Raw genomic sequence first — 18,717 nt, 5'->3', positions numbered from 1 at the left:
TTCTCAGGCGAGGCCCTCGAGGAAGTCCGCGAGCGCGGTGTGTAGGTTCTCGGGCTGCTCCAGGTGCAGGTCGTGGCCGGTGCCGGGGGTGCTCATGGCCGTGGTGTCGGGTTGCTGCCGGAGCATCTCGTCGGCTTCCTGCTCGGGGATGAGGCCAGGACGACCAGGGTAGGGCACGCGACCTGCCCCCACTCCTACCGGAAGGAACGCTGGGCGTTCTCCGCCAGCGAGCGGACCATCACGTCCCGGTCGAAACGGGGCCACCATCCGTCCTCGCGTTCCTCCAGCCCGGCCGCCCAGCCTGCACCGACCGGTGCCGTCGCGGCCAGTCTCTTCGGCGTGCTGACGGCACTCGGCGGCATCGCCCCGATCGTGGCCCCCTGGCCGGCGGCACCGCCGTGAGCAACGCGGGCGGCTGTCGGGGCGTTTTCTGGATCCTGTCCGGGGCATCGCTCCTGATGTTCCTGGCCACGCTCTCCTTCATCCCCGAAAGCCTCCCCAAGCAGCGGCGGCGCCCCGGCGGTGTCGGAGCCACCCTGAAGGCCGCCCGGTCCGTACTCACCGACCGTGCCTATGCGGGATACACCCTCGCCTTCTCCTTCGCCTGTGGCGCGCTGTTCTGCTACATCGCCGGCTCGGCGTTCCTGCTCCAGAACGTCCTCGGCTTCACCGTGGGCCAGGCATCCGCCGCCTTCTCGCTCGGCGCCCTGACCGCAACCTTCTCCAGCACCGTCAGCACCAAGCTGGTCGGCCGCTACCACCCGCGGCTGCTGCTGCGTACCGGACTGGCCACGATGCTGGTCGCCACCACGGCGGCGCTGCTGGTCACCCTCGCCGGCCAGCTGAACCGTGTCCTCGCACTCGGGCTCATCGGGATCGCCTTCCTCGGCATCGGCCAAGTCCGCGGCACCGCCACGGCACTCGCCATCGAGCGGGTCCCGCACGCGGCCGGCACCGGCTCGGCCGTACTGGGCACCCTGCAGAGCATCCTGGGCGGCATCGCCTCACCGCTCGTCGGACTGGGCGGCGAGAACACCGCCGTACCGCTCTTCGCCGGCATGGCCCGCTGCTCCCTGATCGCCGTGCTCGCACTGCTGCTCACCCGCGGAGACACGCCCCCGCTCGGAAGCCCCCACGACCGCATCGAAGCATCAAAGAGCACCACCACGGGCGGGAATTCTGCGGTTCCTGGCTGATGAGCACGTGACGGCGCGGCCCTGTCAGGTCACAAGCGGCACCTTTGCCCGCCCTGCAGCAAGCCCTCTACGCGATCCGCGACGGCGACGAAGAAGAACTCCTTCACAGCAACAGCAACCCGGCGGACCTCGTGCGGCACACCGCTCGGCGCTGTACTACCCGGCGGTCAGGACGGTCTCGTGCACAGTCCGCAGTGTCTCGTCGGTACCGGTGCGCTCCAGGCACAGGTGGGCCGAACGGCCGCGCAGGGTGAGGGTCATGAGCTGGTTGCCGAACCAGGGCCCGCCCTGCTTGCGCCACCTCACCGGCGGCCGGGAGCAACGGCCGTGCCGGGCCAGCAACCGCCCCAGGAGGCGGGCCGGGGCGCTCCAGCCGAAGCGGAACCCGATCCGCATCGTCAGGGGCACCGAATTGTGCACGGGTGAGCAGGTGAGCTGGACGACCGGTATGCCGGGGCCGCCGGACGGCCAGGAGGCGCGCGCGACGTAGCCGTGGTGCACGTCCCCGGACAGCACGCACACGCTCGCCGGGGCGCCCGGCGCGGATCCGGCCTCGCCGATGAGGCCGGCAAGATCGGCGAAGGAGCGCGGGAAGGCCGCCCAGTGCTCCAGATCGGCGCCACGGCGCAGCCACTCGCCGAAGCGGGCCCAGCGGTCCCCGCGTTCCCCGGCGCACAGGGCCGCGTCCCAGCCCTCGGCGTCGTGCACCAGGTGCGGCAGAAGCCAGGGCAGTGAAGTTCCGATCAGAAGGTGGTCGTAAGCCCCCTCGTCGGCCAGGACCTGCTCGCGCAGCCAGTCGGCCTCGCCCGGGTGGAGCATGGCGCGCCGGTCCTCGTCCAGCACGCGTGCGGCCCGGGAGTCGACCATCACCACCCGGACCCGGCCGAAGTCGCGCCGGTAACTGAAGCGGACCGAGGAGGGATCGGCGTCGGCCCGTTCGGCGAGGGCGCGCAACGCGTGCGTGCCCTCGGGTGCGTTGCGCACGGCGGCCCAGGCCGGGTCGTCGGCCAGTTCGGCGGGGGAGAGGTTGCCCAGGTGCTGGTGGACCCAGTAGGACATCAGGCCGCTCAGCAGCCGTTGCTGCCACCAGTCGGTGGAGCGCATGTCGGCGAGCCAGGCGGCGGAGGTGTTCCAGTCGTCCACGATGTCGTGGTCGTCGAAGATCATGAAGCTGGGCACGGTGGACAGCAGCCAACGGATCTCCGGATCGAGCCAGGATTCGTAGTAGAGGTGGCAGTACTCCTCGTAGTCGGCGACCTGGCTGCCGGGCGCCTTGTCGAGGTCGCGGCGAGTGGCCAGCAGGCGCCGGGTCTCCTCGGAGACCTCGTCGGCGTAGACCTGGTCCCCCAGGAGCAGCAGGACGTCCGGACGCCGCGCGTCGGGGTCGGCCGTCAGCCGCTTGGCGAGGGTGTCGAGCGCGTCGGGGCCCACCGTGTCCTTGCCGTCGGCCGGGGGCGCAGCCCAGCGGCACGACCCGAAGGTGACCCGGACGGCGTCGCCGGCACCGGGCGACCGGATGACCGAGGGCGGGAAGCGGGAGTCGGGCAGAGGCCACACCGGCGCGTCATCCAGGAAAACCTCGTACGACGGCGAGGTGCCCGGTCGGAGCCCGGTCACCGTGACGAGGGCGTAGTGGTGCCCGGCCACCCGGAAGGTGGGGGCCGTGCCGCTCGCGCCGTCCGAGCAGCGCACGTGCGCCGTGCAGGGCACATCCGTCTCGACCCACACGGTCGCGCACGAGCCGTCGGTGTACCTCAGCAGTGGTCCCAGGCGCAGTTCGGCCATGTGATCGCCTTTCTGTCTCGCACCGTACGGAAAGGAACGACCGTAGCGACGGTACATGGGACCCGTTCGGGTGGGCACGTGGGAGAAGACTGGGGCGGGACGGCCCTGAGGGGCGAGGCGGAGAGGTGGTGTCGTGGCCGAGTACGAGCAGGCGACCCAGACCCAGGAGATCCACGCCACGGCACGCGAGGACGACCTGCTGCGGGGGCTCGAGGTGGACGACCGGCAGCCGGAACGGCCGGTGCTCCTGGACTCCGGCGGCCGGCCGATCGAGACCTGGCGGGAGAACCACCCCTACGACCACAGGATCGGCCGGCGCGAGTACGAGCAGACCAAGCGCATCCTGCAGATCGAACTGCTGAAGTTCCAGCGCTGGGTGAAGGACACCGGCCAGCGGGTCGTCGTGGTCTGCGAGGGACGGGACGCGGCGGGCAAGGGCGGCACGATCAAGCGCTTCACCGAGCGGCTCAACCCTCGCGGGGCCCGGGTGGTGGCGCTGGAGAAGCCGACCGAGCGCGAGGCGGGTCAGTGGTACTTCCAGCGCTACGTGGCCCACCTGCCGGCCCGCGGCGAGATCGTCTTCTTCGACCGTTCCTGGTACAACCGCGCGGGCGTCGAGCGGGTCATGGGGTTCTGTACGCAGGACGAGTACCGGCAGTTCCTCCAGCAGGCCCCGATGTTCGAGCGCCTGCTCACCGACGACGGCATCCTGCTGGTCAAGTTCTGGTTCTCGGTGTCCCAGGCCGAGCAGCGCACCCGGTTCGCGATCCGCCAGGTCGATCCGGTGCGCCGGTGGAAGCTCTCCCCGACGGACCTGGCCTCCCTCGACCGCTGGGACGACTACACCACGGCCAAGGTCGACATGTTCCGGGCCACCGACACGCCGCACGCGCCCTGGACGGTCGTGAAGAACAACGACAAACGGCGAGGCCGGCTGGAGGCGATGCGCAGTCTCCTCGACCGCTTCGACTACCCGGCCAAGGACCACGAAGCGGTCGGCACCCCCGACCCGTTGATCGTCGGCGCGGCGGAGACCCTGCTCGAACCGGGCGAGGAACCCACGGCCCTGTCGCCGACACCACTGGCCGGGCCGGGCGGCGAGCCCGGCAACCACCCGAACCCGCGGTGACGGACCGGCGGCGTCCGCGCGGCGTCAAGGCCTGTACACATCCGGCGGTGTCCGGCCGACGGCGACAGCCCGGAACGCCGCCCGGTCCGGCACCCGCTCTCCCGCGGAGCCCCCCGCCATGCGTGCGTGCCGTTCCGGCAGGATGAGCACATGCTCATCGTGATCGGCGGACTGCCCGGCACAGGCAAGACCACCCTGGCCCGGCTGCTGGCCCCGCGCGTCGGCGCGGTCCACCTGCGCATCGACACCATCGAACAGGCCATCGTCCGCTCCGGCCTCGCCCGGCACCCCGTGGGACCGGCCGGCTACGTCATCGGGTACGCCCTGGCCGATGAACATCTCCGGCAAGGACTGAGCGTGATCGCGGAATCCGTGAACCCCCTGGCTGTCACCCGTGACAGCTGGCTGAGCGTCGGGGTCCAGGCGGCCGTCACCGTCGCCGAGGTGGAAGTCGTCTGCTCGGACCCGGACGAGCACCGCAACCGCGTGACCACACGATCGACCGACATCCCGGACCTGCCACTGCCCGATTGGCAGCAGGTCCTCGACCGCGACTACGAACCGTGGAACCGGGAGCACATCGTCATCGACACGGCCGGGCAGGACCCGCGGCAGTCGCTTGCCGCGCTCCTCCGCCGTCTCGACCACACCCTGCGGATGCCGGGCGGTCCCGGACCGGAGGCCGCATCAGGGGTGTGAGCGGGGGCTTCGCCGCCGTCTCCCCCGGCTCGTTTGCCACGGTCTCGTGGCGTGGCCGTGGCCCAGTGCAACGCCGAGAAGTCGGACTCCGGGGAGAGCACGGCCTCTCGGGTGGTGACGTGGCACTTACCAGTAAGTACGCGTGATCTTGTCAGGCAGTCGTCCCTGCCGCCCCCCTCGCGGAAGATGACCGATGCCGCGATCAGGAAAGAACGGCGGAGCGTCGGGTCCGGGTCGGGATTTTCCAAATTTCCGATGTTTTTGTCGAGGAGCATGTTGCAGAGGGTTATTCCCTCCACGATGCAGGGGCGGGCGACTGATCGCTCTCACCCCAGGTGTGGCCGGAATTCAGGGTCACCTGACGGGCACGGCGGTAGTTCTGGTCGCCGTGCTGACGCATCCAGTTCGACTCGTACAGTTCATGCGCGAGCAGGTCAAAACCGCTGGGATGCGGTTTTCCATTCTGGAGGCGTTCCAGGCCCTGGCGATACGCGGATTGGCGTCGAATCGCAGCATTCCCGCATCGAGCTGATGCGATTCGACGAACAGGTGACTATAGATCTGATTGATGTCGGCCGCGGAACAGTCATGCGACGCCGCGGTCTGCGCCACCCGGTCCAGCTGGGCGTCGGCGCGGATCACGGACTCAGTGTTGGGCGCGGTCACCGCAGTGATCCGGCCCGCCCGGTAGGTGCGGTTCTCGGTCTCAGTGGTGGGCATGACCGATGTGACCAGGTTGCCGGCCGGGTCCCCGATGTACGTGGTGGTCTTGCCGTCGGCGGCCATCGTCACGGTGCGGCCATCGGCGTTGTACGTGTACGTGATCGTGTTGCCGTCGGAGTACTTGGGGGTGAGAGTCTGCCCGGCGGCGTCATAGGTGTAAGCGAAGCCGCGCGTTTTGGTCAGATCGCCGACCCCGTCGTAGACGAAGTCCTCCGAGACCTTGGAGTTCGCGCGGGTGGTCAGCTGTCCGGCGGCGTCGTAGCGCGGTGTACGTGTGGACGGTCCTGCCGCCCGTCGGGTCCGTCGCCGATGTCAGCCGGTTCGCGGTGTACGTGTACGTCGTTCTTGTAGCCGCGGCCAACGGTGTGGCTGGATACCGGCCCTGACAGGCGTGACGTGAGCTTCACGGACGTGTACTGACAGCCGTGGTCAGCGTGGTGAACGGGCTGGCCGGGGGCGACTTCGCGGCTGGCCAGGGCATACTCCAGCGTGTTCTTGCCGGTGCACTGCTCCGCATGGCCCCGTGGTCGTGGCTGTCGGCCTCCGTCTTCCGCCCGTCGCCTGCCATGGCCCGGGCGGGTCAGTGTTCACACCTCATCCGGCTGTGCACACGCCGAGTGCGCGACGCATACCCGGACGGCGGGCCGGCTGCCAGCCGATAAGCCGCCTGGCCGGTGCCCGCGGTCTCCATGGCCGGCCGCCGGGCAGCACCTCGCGCGGCCCCCGCGCCCACCCGAGCCAGCCGGACACGTCCTTCATGAAGCACAGGAGGGAGAGAATAGCGGCCGCGACGATGTGGGTCGTCAGCGAGTCCACCGACAGGTGCCCCAGGCCCGTCGTGCGGCCACCTGACACGGACCGACACCACCGCGTGATCATGGAGGAGGGGCACGGCGGCAGGCGAGCGTGCCCGGGTCGAGGACGGGTTCGTCGTCGCGGTGTTCCGGCATCACGAGTCCGCAGCCGTCGAGTGACACACGGCGGACCGCATCCGTCGCCGCAGCCTCTTATCGCAGGAGGGGGGAGTCATCGAGCGTCGCTCGATGACTCCCGGTATCCCGAATCTGCGAGGATGAGGCGTATGGACGTGCGCAGCAGGAACCAGGTGCGGGTGTCCGGGCAGCCGGGCGGGGCTGTCGTGATGCTGGCGCACGGGTTCGGATGCGACCAGAACTTGTGGCGTCTGGTGGTACCGACGCTGGAGCGTGAGTTCACGGTGGTGCTCTTCGACCATGTGGGAGCAGGCCGCTCGGACCTGTCGGCGTGGAGCGAGGACCGCTACTCCGGCATGGACGGCTACGTGGACGACGTGCTGGAGATCTGCCGGGAGCTGGACCTCGGTCCGGTGACGTTCGTGGGCCACTCGGTCAGCGCGATGATGGGCGTGCTGGCCGCGGCGCGACACCCGGAGTACTTCGCCGGGCTGGTGCTGCTCGCCCCCTCCCCCTGCTTCATCGACGATCCCGCGGCCGGGTACCGCGGCGGGTTCAGCGCCGAGGACATCGAGGAACTGCTGCAGTCCTTGGACGCGAACTATCTGGGCTGGTCAGGGGCGATGGCACCGGTCATCATGGGCAACCCCGAGCGCCCGGAACTGGGGCAGGAGCTGACCAACAGCTTCTGCGCCACCGACCCGGAGATCGCCCGGGTCTTCGCCCGGGTCACGTTCCTGTCCGACAACCGCGCCGACCTGGCGCAGGTGGCGGTGCCCACCCTCGTTGCCCAGTGCTCCAGCGACGCCATCGCCCCACCGGAGGTCGGCGCCTTCGTCCAGGCCCAGATCAAGGGAAGCCGGCTCGTCACCCTGAACGCCACTGGGCACTGCCCCCAGCTCAGCGCCCCCGAGGAGACGGCCCAGGCCATCGCCGCGTTCGCGAGGACACTGCGATGATGTGCCGGAACGACGGCGACCAGGGATGCGGCCCGGATCCCGGACAGCCCCCGGACGACGACCGGACTTTCGCCGCTCTGCTGGAAGACAGCGTCGAGGATCTGTACGAGAACGCCCCGTGCGGATATCTCTCCACCCTGCTGGACGGGCAGATCGCCAAGGTCAACACCACTCTGCTGGACTGGCTGGGCTACAAGCGCGCGGAGCTGGTCGGCCGGAGGAAGTTCAGTGATCTCCTCACCACCGGTGGGCGGCTTTATCACGAGACGCACTTCGCGCCGCTCCTGCGCATGCAGGGCAAGATCAGTGGCATCGCGCTGGAGCTGAGGGCGGCCGATGGCAGCCGGATGCCGGTCCTCGTGACCTCCACCGTCAAGAGCGGCAGCGACGGGCAGCCGCTGCTGATCCGCACCACCGTCTTCGACGCCCGTGACCGCCGCGCCTACGAGCAGGAACTGCTGCGCGCCCGCCAGGAGGCCGAGCGCGAACGCGAACGCCTCCAGCAACTGGCCACCACCCTGCAGCGGACGCTGCTGCCGCCGGCGGTGGGGAACGTGCCCGGACTGGACGTGGCCGCGTACTACCACATCGCCTCGACCGACGAGGTCGGCGGCGACTTCTACGACCTCTTCCCCCTCGCAGCCGGTACCTGGGGACTGTTCCTCGGAGACGTGTGCGGCAAGGGCACCGAGGCGGCGGCCGTCACCTCCCTGGCCCGCTACACCCTGCGTGCCGCCGCCGTCTACGACCCCGACCCGGCCGCGGTCCTCAGCAACCTCAACACCGTCCTCAACCACGAGTACAACGGAACCGACCCCCGGTTCTGCACCGTCATCTTCGGCCTGCTCACCCCCGACGGCGACCAAGGCGGCTTCCGTATCGTCCTCGCCAGCGGCGGCCACCCCCCGGCGCTGCTGCTCCGCGCGGACGGCACCGCCGACTACCTGCCCACTCCCGGCGGCCAGCTCATCGGCGTCGTGCCCGACGCCGACATCGCCACCATCACCTTCCGCCTCGATCCCGGGGACACCCTCCTGCTGCACACCGACGGTCTCACCGAGGCCCACACCGCCGTCCGCGGCGAACGCTACGGCGATGAAGCCCTCCTCGACTTCGTCCGGGCCTTGGCCCCCACCACCGCCCAGGGCACCATCACAGCCGTCCGCGACCTCCTCGGCACGCTCGGCACCGGGGTGGACGACGACACCGCCCTCCTGGCCGTCCACGTGCCGCGCGCCGACGGAGAAGAGCAACAGCGAGCGAGAGGAACACCCGCACGCGGAGCTCCCCCTCCGGCCCCGTCATCGAGGTGACCGGAGACCTCGATCCCACAGCGCACCCGGGGGCCGCCGCCTCCTGCCCGGGACGGTCACGCACTGAAGGGCCTGCGGGGCTCCTCATGGGTCGGCCATAGCCGTTCGTCAGGCGCGTGGCGCCCGATCGCGGCGGTGGCGACGCCGGCCGGACCGCCGGTCGCCCGCAGGACCGCCTGCCGTACCCCGGCCGCCGCGTGTCCGGGCAGGTAACGGACGGTGTACAGGCGGGCCGCCACGGTGACCGTGGCGGTCCTCGCGGCCCGGTCGGTGAGCAGATCGGCGCAGTGCCGTGCCAGGCCCTCGGCCGTGTCGGCGATCGCCAGGTGCTCACCGGCGACCACGTCGAGTCCCTCGGCGCCGATCGTGGTGCTGACCACCGGCACACCGTGTGCGAAGGCTTCCAGGATCTTGATGCGGGTGCCGCTGCCCACGCGCAGCGGCACCATCACCAGGTCGGCGCCCCGCAGGTGAGGTGTCATGTCGGGGGCCGCGCCGGTGACCTCGACGTGCGGGCCGGCCAGCGCGACGACCTCCGGTGTGGAGGCGCCCGCCAGTACGACCCTCGCGTGCGGGAGCCGCTCGCGGACCAGCGGGAGGATGTCCGCGGTCAGCCAGCGGGCGGCGTCCGTGTTGGGCGCCCAGTCGAAGGAGCCCTGGAACAGGATGGTCGCGCCGCCGTCGGGGCGCGGCGGCACCTGCGGGTGAGCGGGCGGAGCGGGGTAGGTGTTCGGGACCACGGCTGTCCGGTCCCCGCAGCCGAGCCGGGCCGCGTCGGCGGCGCAGGCGGCCACGACTACGTCGGCCTGCCGTGCGACCCGCCGGTGGACGCGGCGCCACCGTGTAGCACAGGAAGAACGGCGCCGTGATCAGGATGTACCGCTCGGTGATCAGCCGGCCCGACCCGAGCACGCCGTACGAGGCCGTGCGCGGGGACGGGTTCCACCGGGCGGGGTGCGGGTGCGGGCTGCCCGGTGGAGTCCGGCCGCTACCGCGTCAGCAGCTTCTCCAGGACGTCCGCCCCCTTCGACGCGCCGCCCGCCCCGCGCACGATCCGGCTCAGGGCCGCCGCCCGGGGGCGGCAGGCCCGGACGTCCTGGACGGCGTCGCGCAGGCCCCGCACGGTCGGCTCGGCGAGCGTCCTGCCGACCCGGAGTTCCTCCGCCCGCCGGGCGACCGCCCGCTGTTCCGGGATCTGCGGCACCGCCACGAAGGGCACCCCGTGGTAGAGAGACTCCATCGCCGAGTTCATCCCGGCGTGGCTCAGGAACACCTCGGTGTGTCGCAGCACCGCCACCTGCGGCACGTGCGCGTGCACCTCGACGTTCGCCGGGACCGGGCCCAAGGTCTCCCGGTCCAGTCCGCCCACCGCCATGACGACCTGCCAGTCGCTGTCCCCGAACGCCTCGATGCAGGTCCGGTAGAACCGGGGCCGGTCGTTGAAGACGGTTCCCAGCGATATCAGCAGTACCGGGGCGCGCGACCGGGGGCTCCACTCCTCGGCGGTCTGCCGGCTGCTCAGCGACGGCCCGACGAAGTGGAAGCGCCCGTCGAAGGTCTCCCCCGCCATCTGGAACTCGCGGGGGATGAACACCAGGGTCGTCGGGGCCACGTGGCCGAACATCAGGTTCGGGTCCTCGAGGAAGGTGTGGCCCTGCGCGAACTTCCCCATGTCCTGGATCGCGGCCACCAGCCGGGGGTTGGCGTGGTCGAAGTCGGCCGGTAGGTACACCTGCGCCGCCGAGAAGGACTCGTTCTCCGCGAAGGTCGGCACCAGGGAGATCTCCCGCACCCCGAGCAGGTTCGCCAGCATCCTCCCGGTGAAGGTCACCGAGTCGTAGCACACGGCGTCCGGCGGGTCGGCCGAGAAGTGCTCGGCCAGGACGGGGAAGGAGGCACGCGCGTCGTCGAGGTAGTACTCCATCGTCACGGCGAGTTGTTCCGCCGTGAACTCGCTCCGCGCCGCCATGTCGGGTGGCAGTCGCGAGGGCAGGGTCACCGGCGCCGCCCCGGCGGCGACGGGGCCGTCCATGGTGGCCGGTCCCGTGGCGTAGCTGACCCGGTGACCGCGCCGGACCATCTCTTCGACCAGCGGCAGGGTCGGGTTCACATGCCCGGACGCGGGCGCGCTCACGAAGGCGAAATGGGCCATCAGCCCTCCTCCAGGATGACCGGCAGAGTCTTGTGCCCGTTGGTGAAGAAGGAACCCAGCGGTTCGAGTTCGGACGACGGGACGGCCAGCTTCAGCCGGGGGAACCGGGAGAACAGCGCGGACAGCGCCGTCGTCGCCTCCAGCTTGGCCAGGGGGCTGCCGAGGCAGTAGTGCACGCCGTGCCCGAAGGTGAGGTGGTCGGCCCGCGACGGCCGGGTGACGGAGAAGTCCTCCGCGTCGGCCCCGTGCTGCCCCGGATCGCGCCCGGCCGCGCCGTAGGACAGCAGGATCGCCTCACCCTTGCGTATCCGCACGCCGTCCACGGAGATGTCCTCCACGGCGTACCGCAGCGGCAGGTTCGGCACCGGCGCCTGCCAGCGCAGGGTCTCGTCCACCACGTCCTCCCACGTGCTGGTCCCGGACCGGACCAGGGCGAGCTGGGCCGGGTGCGTGGCCAGCGCGTGGACGGCGTGGTCGAGCAGGTTGACCGTCGTCTCGAAGCCGGCGGAGATGGTCAGCAGCAGGGTGTCCAGCAGTTCCCGCTCGGACAGCCGTGTGCCGTCGGCTTCCCGCGCGGCGATCAGGTCGCTGGTCATGTCGTCGCCGGGGTCGCGTCGTTTGGCGGCCACGAGGTCCTTGAGCAGCATGTACAGCTCGCCGGAGGCGGCCTGCACGCCCGCCGGGTCCGCGTCGAGGCTGAACACCGCGTCCACCAGCCGCCGCAGGTCCGCACCCGTCTGCGCGGTCACCCCGAACAAGCCGGTGATGACCTGGATCGGCAGCGGGAACGCGAACCGTGCGCGCAGGTCGACCGCCTGCCCCGGCGGCACCGCGGCCAGGTCGGCGATCAGGCCGGCCGTGATCTCCTCGACGCGCGGCCGCATCGCTTCGATACGGCGCGGGGTGAACGCCTTGGCCACCAGGCTGCGCAGCCTGGTGTGGTCGGAGCCGTAGGCGGTGAACATGTTCTGCATCGCGACCCACATGATCAGCGGCCAGTCCGGCGGGATGTCACCGTCGTGCCACATGGGCCAGTGCTTGTTCGCGTCCTTGGAGACCCTCGGGTCGAGCAGCAGCTTCTTCGCCAGGTCGTGCCCGGTGACGGCCCAGGCCGACACGCCACCGGGCAGTTCGACGGGCGTGGCCGGGCCGCGTTCGCGCAGGGCAGCGGCCTCGCCGAAGATGTCGCTGCCCGAGGGGTCGATGACATACGCGTCGGCGGGCGGGGCCTGCGCGCGCACCGGTTCGGTGAAGGTGGTGGCCGTACGGGGCTTGGGCGGCTCGGTGACCTCCAGCAGGGACGCGGTGAACCGCGAGCCCATGCCGAGGCCGATCGACATGATGGTGTCGCCGGGCTTGAGGGTCTCGTCGTGCAGCAGGTGGTCGATGCCGAGCAGTTGGTCGCACGGCCCGACGTGCCCGAGCTCGCGCAGCATCGGCCAGGTGGTGCGGCCCAGGTCGATGCCGAGCGGCTCCAGCACGACGACCTCCAGTTGGGCCAGGCCCAGACCGGTGACGACGAACCTGGTGATGTCGGCGACGGCGACGCCGGCCTCCTTGGCGGCCTGCTCGACCGCGGTGACCAGCGCGCCGCTCATCAGCGTCAGATACGGGGCCAGGCCCGTGACCTCGATCGGCGTACGGTTGCGGTGGCCCTCGGGGTCCGGGATCGTCGGGGTGGCGAGGACCTCCATCTGGGTCGCGGAGCTGTTGGCGGTCGCGACCAGCCGGGCCCGGCCGCCCTCGCGGTCGAGCACGGCCGCGACCGCACCGTCGGCCAGGAAGATCCCGATGGTGGGCTGCCAGCGCTCCCACCGCGGCGGCAGGAACCGGGCGGTGGCCGTGACCAGGGTCGCGGTCGCGGCCGGGTCGGCCACCAGGTGCGCGGCGGCGGACTGCAGCGCGGCCGAGCCGCCGTTGCTGGTCGCCTCGACCTCGTAGACGAGGGCGTGGCCGAGGCCGAGGACGCGCTGGAGGTGGCAGGAGGACGCCATGTGGTCCTGGTGGTCCATCTGGGCGTAGGCGGCCATGGAGATGTCGGCGCCGCTGAGGCCGGACTCGCGCAGGGCTCCGATCGCCGCGTGCACGGCCATCGCGTGCTCGGTGACGTCGTCGGAGCGGGTGAACGACACGAAGTCCGACAGCGCGAGCAGCCGCCGCATGGTCTCGGTGTCCGGCACGGCCCGCGTCGCGGGCGTGCGGGGCGGCAGATAGCGCCCCGTTCCGCCGATGTAGACGTTGTCCCAGATCATGCATCGTCCTTTCCCCTGAGCGCGGACAAACCGGCTCCGTATCCGCTGAAGTCGAGAAGCCACGTGCTGATGGCCAGCGCCGTGGCCGCGGAGTGCTCCTCCAGTACGGTGAAGTGGTCGCCGGAGAGGGTGAGCACTTCCTGCGCGGTGGTGGACAGCCGGGGCCACGACCGCTTCCCGGTGCCCACCAGCAGCACCGGCGCGTTGACGGGCTCTGGGGCGCCGGCCAGATCGAGGTAACGGCCCATGGCGACCAGCCGGTCGTCGTCGACCGGCTGGACCTGGTGGCCGGCGTCGAGCATGCCGGTGAGCACACCCGGCAGGTCGTCGGGGTAGCCGTCGATCAGCACCACGGCGCTGGGCCGGGCCCCCCGCCGTTCCAGTTCCCCGGCGGTCGCCAGCGCCAGCCACGCCCCCACCGAACGGCCGACCAGCACCGGTGCGGCGACGGCCGACGCGGCCTCGGCGAGTGCCTGGACCAGGACATCGGCGTCGGCGGGCAGCGGGTCGCCGGCGAAGCCCGGCAGGGTGACGGCCGTGACGTCGCGGGCGGCCTCCAGCGCCGCGGCGAACCGCCCGTACTCCTCGATGCCGCCGGACGCCAGCGCGGACGGCAGGCAGACCAGCGACGGCTGGAGGAAGCCGGCCGCGAGGGCGACCGCCTCGGCCTTGGGCGCGTCGGTGGCCGGGCTCAGCCGGGACGCCGTGGCCAGCAGGTCGAGGCCGTCCCGCGCGCGACCGACGTCGACGGCCTTGCGCAGCAGGCGCTCCATCGGCCCGGCGACCCGGTTCTCCGGGGAGCACAGCTGCCCGTAGAGGTGGTTGACGAGCTGTTCGGGTGTCGGGAAGTCGAAGACGAGGGTCGCCGGGAGCTGGAGTTGGGTGGCCGCGTTGAGCCGGTTGCGCAGTTCGATGGCGGTCAGCGAGTCGACGCCGTGGTCGCGGAACAGTTGTCGCGGGTCGTCGATCCCGCCGGGTGCCATCCCGAGGATGCTCGCGCTGTGCGTGACGACCAGGTCGAGCAGCAGGGCGCGCTGCTCGGGCTCGGGCAGGGCGTCGAGCCTGGCCCGCAGGTCGCCGGGGCCGGTCGCCGGGGCCGGCGCGCGCCGCGGCCGGGCCAGTCCGCGCAGCAGCGCGGGCGGGGCGTCGATCGCCGCGAGGTCGAGACGGACCGGCACCAGCGCCGGGCGTTCGCCGGCCAGGGCGGTGTCGAACAGGTCGAGGGCCTGCTCGGTGGCCAGCGGCAGCATCCCGGTCCTCGCCAGCCGGCGGTGGTCGGCTTCGGTCAGGTTGCCGGTGATGCCGCTGGACTCGGCCCACTGGCCCCAGGCCAGGGAGGTGACCGGCAGACCGCGCGCGTGCCGGTGCTCGGCGAGTGCGTCGAGGAACGCGTTCGCGGCGGCGTAGTTGGCCTGCCCGGGAGCGCCGAACACCCCGGACGCGGAGGAGAACAGCACGAACGCCCGCAGGTCCAGGTGCTCGGTGGCCTCGTGCAGGTGCCACGCGGCATCGGCTTTCGGGCGCAGCGCCGTGTCGATCTGCTCCGGTGTCATCGTTTCCACCACGGCGTCGTCGACGACCCCGGCGGCGTGCACGACGACCCGCAGGTCGGGGATCGAGGCGACGAGATCCCTCAGTGCACCGCGGTCACCGGCGTCGCAGGCGACCACGGTGAGGGCGGCACCCAGTTCCTCGCGGAGCCCGGGCGGCTCGGCGCCGCGGAGCCCGGCGAGCACCACGTGCGGGGCGCCGTGCCGCGCGACCAGGTGCCGGGCGACCAGGACACCGAGGGTGCCGGTGCCGCCGGTGATCAGCACGGTGCCGTCCAGGGGCGCGCCGTTCAGGGGCCCGGCCGGCCGGGCCGGGGCGGCCCTCACCAGTCTCGGTACGAGGGCGGCTCCGTCGCGCAGCCGGATCTCGGGCTCGCCGTCGCTCACGGCGGCGCGCACCGCGGCGGGGATCGCCCGTCGTGAGGCGGCCGTGCCGTCGTGCCGGACGGTCAGGATCCGCCCGGGGTTCTCGCTGTGCGCGCTGCGCAGGAAGCCGCGGGCGGCGGCCGAGGCCAGGTCGTCGCCGGTGAGGACCACGAGCCGGGCCGACGTGTCGGTGGCGAGGAACTCCCGGACCCTGCCGAGCAGTTCCCGGGTCACCGCGTGGGCGGCCGCGACCGGTTCGCCCTCGCCGGCGACCTCGTGGAGGACCGTGTCGGTGTCCGGGCCGTCCGGTGCCGCCAACGGGGCCCAGTCGACGGCGAACAGCGCGTTCGATCGGCGCCCGGCACCGGGACCCGCCGCTTCGACGGGCCGCAGGACGATCTCGTCGATGCTCACGACCGGCGTCCCGGCGGTGTCGGTGATCCGCACCGCGCAGGTGTCCGGCCCGGTCGGGTGCAGCACCACGCGAACCGTCGCGGCCGACCCGGTGACCGACACACCGGAGAACGAGAAGGGCAGCCGCGCCGGGTTGCCGCCGGCACCGCCGTCCTCGGCCGCGAGGCCGGCGAGCAGGGTCAGCGGCTGTATGGCGGCGTCCAGGAGCGCGGGGTGGACGCGGTAGCCGGTGAGCTGCGCGGGGTCCGCCGGGAAGCTCACCTCGGCGTGCAGGTCCTCGCCGTGCCGCCGGACGCCGGTGAGGCCCTGGAAGGTCGGCCCGTAGTCGTAGCCGGCTTCGGCGAGCCGGTCGTAGAGGGAGCCGATGTCGATCGGCGCGGCCTCGCTGCCGTCCGCCCCGGGTATGTCCGCCCGGTCGGCCCGTGTCGCCCGGTCCGCCGACGGACCGAGCACGCCGGTCGCGTGGCGGGTCCACTCGTCGGGCTCGGCGGAGGTGCGGGAGTGGACGGTGACGGGCCTGCGTCCGGTGTCGTCGGGCGCGCCCACGGTGACCTGCACGTGCGCGTCGTCGCGCTCGGACAGCACGAGCGGCGCCTCCAGGACCAGCTCGGACAGTACGGGGCTGGCCGTGTGCTCGCCGGCGTGGACGGCCATGTCCACGAACGCCATCGCGGGCAGCAGCGTCGAACCGAGCACGGTGTGCTCGGCCAGCCAGGGGTGGACGGACGCCGAGAGCTTCCCGGTCAGCACCACGCCCTGCCCGTCGGGGAGCTTCACCAGGGACCGCAGCAGCGGGTGGTCGGGCGTGTCGAGGCCCTCCGACGGGGTGGTGGGCTGGAGCCAGTAGCGCTCGTGCTGGAAGGGATACGAGGGCACCCGCGCGCCCGCTCCGGCCGGTGCGGTGGAGGGTGGCATCCAGCGCGTGGCCCCGTCCGCCCACAACCGGCCCAGCCCCGCGAACAACCGCTCCGCAGAATCACCACCACGCCGCATCAACCCATTACCCACCAGCAGCGGATGCGGCCCCACCTCCACAAACCCCGTGACCCCCCGGCCCACCAGCCACTCCACGGCATCGGCGAACCGCACCGGCTCCCGCACCTGCCGCACCCAATACCCAGCCTCCCCCATATCCACCGGACAACCAGCCACCGTGGACACCACCGGAATCACCGGCTCACCGAACGACAAACCCCCCGCCACCCGGCCCAGCTCCTCCAGCACCGGATCCATCCGCGCCGAATGAAACGCATGGCTGACCGCCAACCGCCCAACCTCACGCCCACGACCCCGCCACACCTCACCCACCGCCACCACCGCCGCCTCATCCCCCGACACCACCACCGCATCCACCCCGTTCACCGCCGCCACCTCGACACCCGCCACCAACGACCCCACCACCTCCTCCACCGACGCCCGCACCGACACCATCGCCCCACCACCAGACAACCCCTGCATCAACCGCCCCCGCGCCCCCACCAGCACACACGCATCCTCCAACCCCAACACCCCCGCCACATGAGCCGCCGCCACCTCACCCACCGAATGCCCCACCACGAAATCCGGCCGCACCCCCAACCACTCCACCAACCGGAACAACGCCACCTCCAACGCGAACACCCCACGCTGCGTGAACGACGTCTGCCCCAACACCCCCTCCCCGTCCTCGAACAACACCTCCACCGGCAACCCCAACAACCCACACACCTCGTCCAACGCCCGCGCGAACACCGGAAACACCCGATACAAACCCCGCCCCATCCCCACCCACTGACCACCCTGACCAGAGAACACGAACGCCGACCTGCCCGAGTCCCGGGCCTGGCCGGTCACCAGCCCGGGATGTACCTCCCCGCGCGCAAGGGCCGCCAGCGCGTCCGGTCCGGTCACCATGGCCCGGTGGGCGAACCGGGTCCGCGCGGCGAGCGCGGCGCCGATGCCGTCCGCGTCGGGGGCCTTGGCCGCGTACGCCTGGAGTCTGCGGGCCTGAGCCCGGAGCGCCTGCTCGGACTTGGCCGACAGCAGCCACGGCACCGCGGCCGCGGGGGCGGGCGTGGAGGACGTCTCCTCGGCAGGGACCGGGTCCGGGACCGGTGCCTCCAGGATCACGTGCGCGTTCGTACCGCTGATGCCGAACGCCGACACACCGGCACGGCGGGGCCGGCCGTTGTCGGGCCACGGCCGGGCCTCGGTCAGCAGCGAGACTCTGCCCGCCGACCAGTCGACGTGCGAGGTCGGCGCATCCACATGCAGCGTCGGCGGCAACTGCCCGTGCCGCATCGCCATCACCATCTTGATCACACCAGCAACACCCGCCGCCGCCTGCGTGTGCCCGATGTTCGACTTCACCGACCCCAGCCACAACGGCTCCACCCGGTCCCGGCCATAGGTCGCCAGGAGTGCCTGCGCCTCAATAGGGTCACCGAGAGTGGTGCCGGTGCCGTGCGCCTCCACCGCGTCCACCTCGGAAGGCTCCAGCCCGGAGTTCACCAGCGCCTGACGGATGACGCGCTCCTGCGACGGACCATTGGGTGCCGTCAACCCATTGGACGCCCCGTCCTGATTGACCGCCGAGCCCCGGACGACCGCCAGCACCCGGTGGCCGTTGCGCCGGGCGTCCGACAACCGCTCCAGCAGCACCAGACCCGCGCCCTCACCCCACGCCGTACCATCCGCCGCCTCGGCGAACGCTTTCACCCGCCCATCGGCCGCAAGCCCCCGCTGGCGGGAGAAGTCGATGAAGGCGGCGGGTGTCGCCATGACCGTCACACCGCCGGCCAACGCCAGCGAGCACTCCCCCGCCCGCAGGGCCTGCGCCGCCAGGTGGATCGCCACCAGCGACGACGAGCACGCCGTGTCCACCGACACCGCCGGACCCTCCAGCCCCAGCAGGTAAGACACCCGCCCGGAGGTCACGCTCGTCGCCGTGCCGGTGGCCACATAGCCGTCGGCGTCGCGCGAGATCTGGTCCACGCCGCCCGCGTAGCCGGAGGCCCAGATGCCGGTGAAGACGCCCGTCTGGCTGCCCCGCAACGACGTCGGATCGATCCCCGCGTCCTCCAACGTCTCCCACACCGTCTCCAGCAGCACCCGCTGCTGCGGATCCATCGCCAACGCCTCACGCGGCGAAATACCGAAGAACGCGGCATCGAAGCCACCCGCGTCCGCCAGAAAACCGCCCGACCGCGTGTACGACGTCCCCGGACCACCGGCCGGATCGTAAAGACGACCCACATCCCACCCACGA

At 71.7% G+C, this 18,717-nt stretch carries 13 protein-coding genes; 5 read left to right on the top strand and 8 right to left on the bottom strand.

Annotation, left to right across the window (positions count from 1 at the left end):
• Positions 1 to 3: 3 nt before the first annotated feature.
• Entirely contained in the window at positions 4 to 177 is a 174-nt protein-coding gene (locus IE251_RS41885) for an alpha/beta fold hydrolase (RefSeq protein WP_189751661.1), read from the bottom strand.
• Positions 178 to 194: 17 nt separating this feature from the next.
• Entirely contained in the window at positions 195 to 362 is a 168-nt protein-coding gene (locus tag IE251_RS41880) for a hypothetical protein (RefSeq protein ID WP_189751660.1), read from the bottom strand.
• A 36-nt stretch (positions 363 to 398) separates the two neighbouring features.
• Between IE251_RS41880 and IE251_RS05130 the strand changes: the two genes are divergently transcribed.
• Entirely contained in the window at positions 399 to 1,196 is a 798-nt protein-coding gene (locus IE251_RS05130; RefSeq protein ID WP_189751659.1) for an MFS transporter, read from the top strand.
• Positions 1,197 to 1,352: 156 nt separating this feature from the next.
• Here the strand turns inward: IE251_RS05130 and IE251_RS05125 are convergent, their stop codons facing one another.
• Positions 1,353 to 2,981 carry an alkaline phosphatase D family protein gene (locus IE251_RS05125; protein WP_189751658.1) on the bottom strand — a complete coding sequence of 543 codons (1,629 nt, stop codon included), beginning with the start codon at positions 2,979 to 2,981 and terminating at the stop codon, positions 1,353 to 1,355.
• 133 nt (positions 2,982 to 3,114) lie between these two features.
• Between IE251_RS05125 and ppk2 the strand changes: the two genes are divergently transcribed.
• Complete coding sequence (gene ppk2 / locus IE251_RS05120; protein WP_189751657.1) at positions 3,115 to 4,110, top strand: polyphosphate kinase 2; 996 nt, start codon at positions 3,115 to 3,117, stop codon at positions 4,108 to 4,110.
• Between the two features lie 150 nt (positions 4,111 to 4,260).
• Positions 4,261 to 4,809, top strand: coding sequence for a P-loop nucleotide/nucleoside kinase family protein (locus IE251_RS05115; protein WP_189751656.1), 549 nt, complete (start codon positions 4,261 to 4,263; stop codon positions 4,807 to 4,809).
• A gap of 354 nt (positions 4,810 to 5,163) precedes the next feature.
• On the opposite strand, the gene IE251_RS40775 is transcribed toward IE251_RS05115, so the two are convergent.
• Positions 5,164 to 5,601, bottom strand: a complete 438-nt coding sequence (locus IE251_RS40775; protein WP_229896603.1) for a hypothetical protein — start codon at positions 5,599 to 5,601, stop codon at positions 5,164 to 5,166.
• 1,012 nt (positions 5,602 to 6,613) lie between these two features.
• Here IE251_RS40775 and IE251_RS05105 point away from each other — a divergent pair.
• Positions 6,614 to 7,423 (top strand): alpha/beta fold hydrolase, encoded by an 810-nt coding sequence (locus tag IE251_RS05105; RefSeq protein WP_189751655.1) that lies wholly within the window; start codon positions 6,614 to 6,616, stop codon positions 7,421 to 7,423.
• The gene (locus tag IE251_RS05100; RefSeq protein ID WP_189751744.1) at positions 7,423 to 8,736 is read left to right on the top strand and encodes a PP2C family protein-serine/threonine phosphatase; all 1,314 of its coding nucleotides are present in this window, start codon (positions 7,423 to 7,425) and stop codon (positions 8,734 to 8,736) included. Before IE251_RS05105 ends, IE251_RS05100 begins: the two co-directional genes overlap by 1 nt.
• 56 nt (positions 8,737 to 8,792) lie before the next feature.
• On the opposite strand, the gene IE251_RS05095 is transcribed toward IE251_RS05100, so the two are convergent.
• From IE251_RS05095 to IE251_RS40520, 4 genes are all read right to left on the bottom strand, one after another.
• Positions 8,793 to 9,530, bottom strand: coding sequence for a glycosyltransferase family 4 protein (locus IE251_RS05095; protein WP_189751654.1), 738 nt, complete (start codon positions 9,528 to 9,530; stop codon positions 8,793 to 8,795).
• Positions 9,531 to 9,724: 194 nt separating this feature from the next.
• Positions 9,725 to 10,888 carry a macrolide family glycosyltransferase gene (locus IE251_RS05090; RefSeq protein WP_200692134.1) on the bottom strand — a complete coding sequence of 388 codons (1,164 nt, stop codon included), beginning with the start codon at positions 10,886 to 10,888 and terminating at the stop codon, positions 9,725 to 9,727.
• Positions 10,888 to 13,140, bottom strand: coding sequence for a cytochrome P450 (locus IE251_RS41875; RefSeq protein WP_189751653.1), 2,253 nt, complete (start codon positions 13,138 to 13,140; stop codon positions 10,888 to 10,890). The genes IE251_RS05090 and IE251_RS41875 overlap by 1 nt, the downstream gene beginning before the upstream one ends.
• On the bottom strand, positions 13,137 to 18,717 hold a 5,581-nt coding region (locus tag IE251_RS40520; protein WP_229896601.1), incomplete at its 5' end, for a type I polyketide synthase. The genes IE251_RS41875 and IE251_RS40520, both read right to left, overlap by 4 nt.

Origin of the sequence: Streptomyces eurythermus (assembly GCF_014649115.1) — a bacterium.
GTDB lineage: Bacteria > Actinomycetota > Actinomycetes > Streptomycetales > Streptomycetaceae > Streptomyces > Streptomyces eurythermus.
The sequence above is the reverse complement of the archived record's forward strand: the minus strand, read 5'-3'. Positions and strand labels throughout refer to the sequence as shown.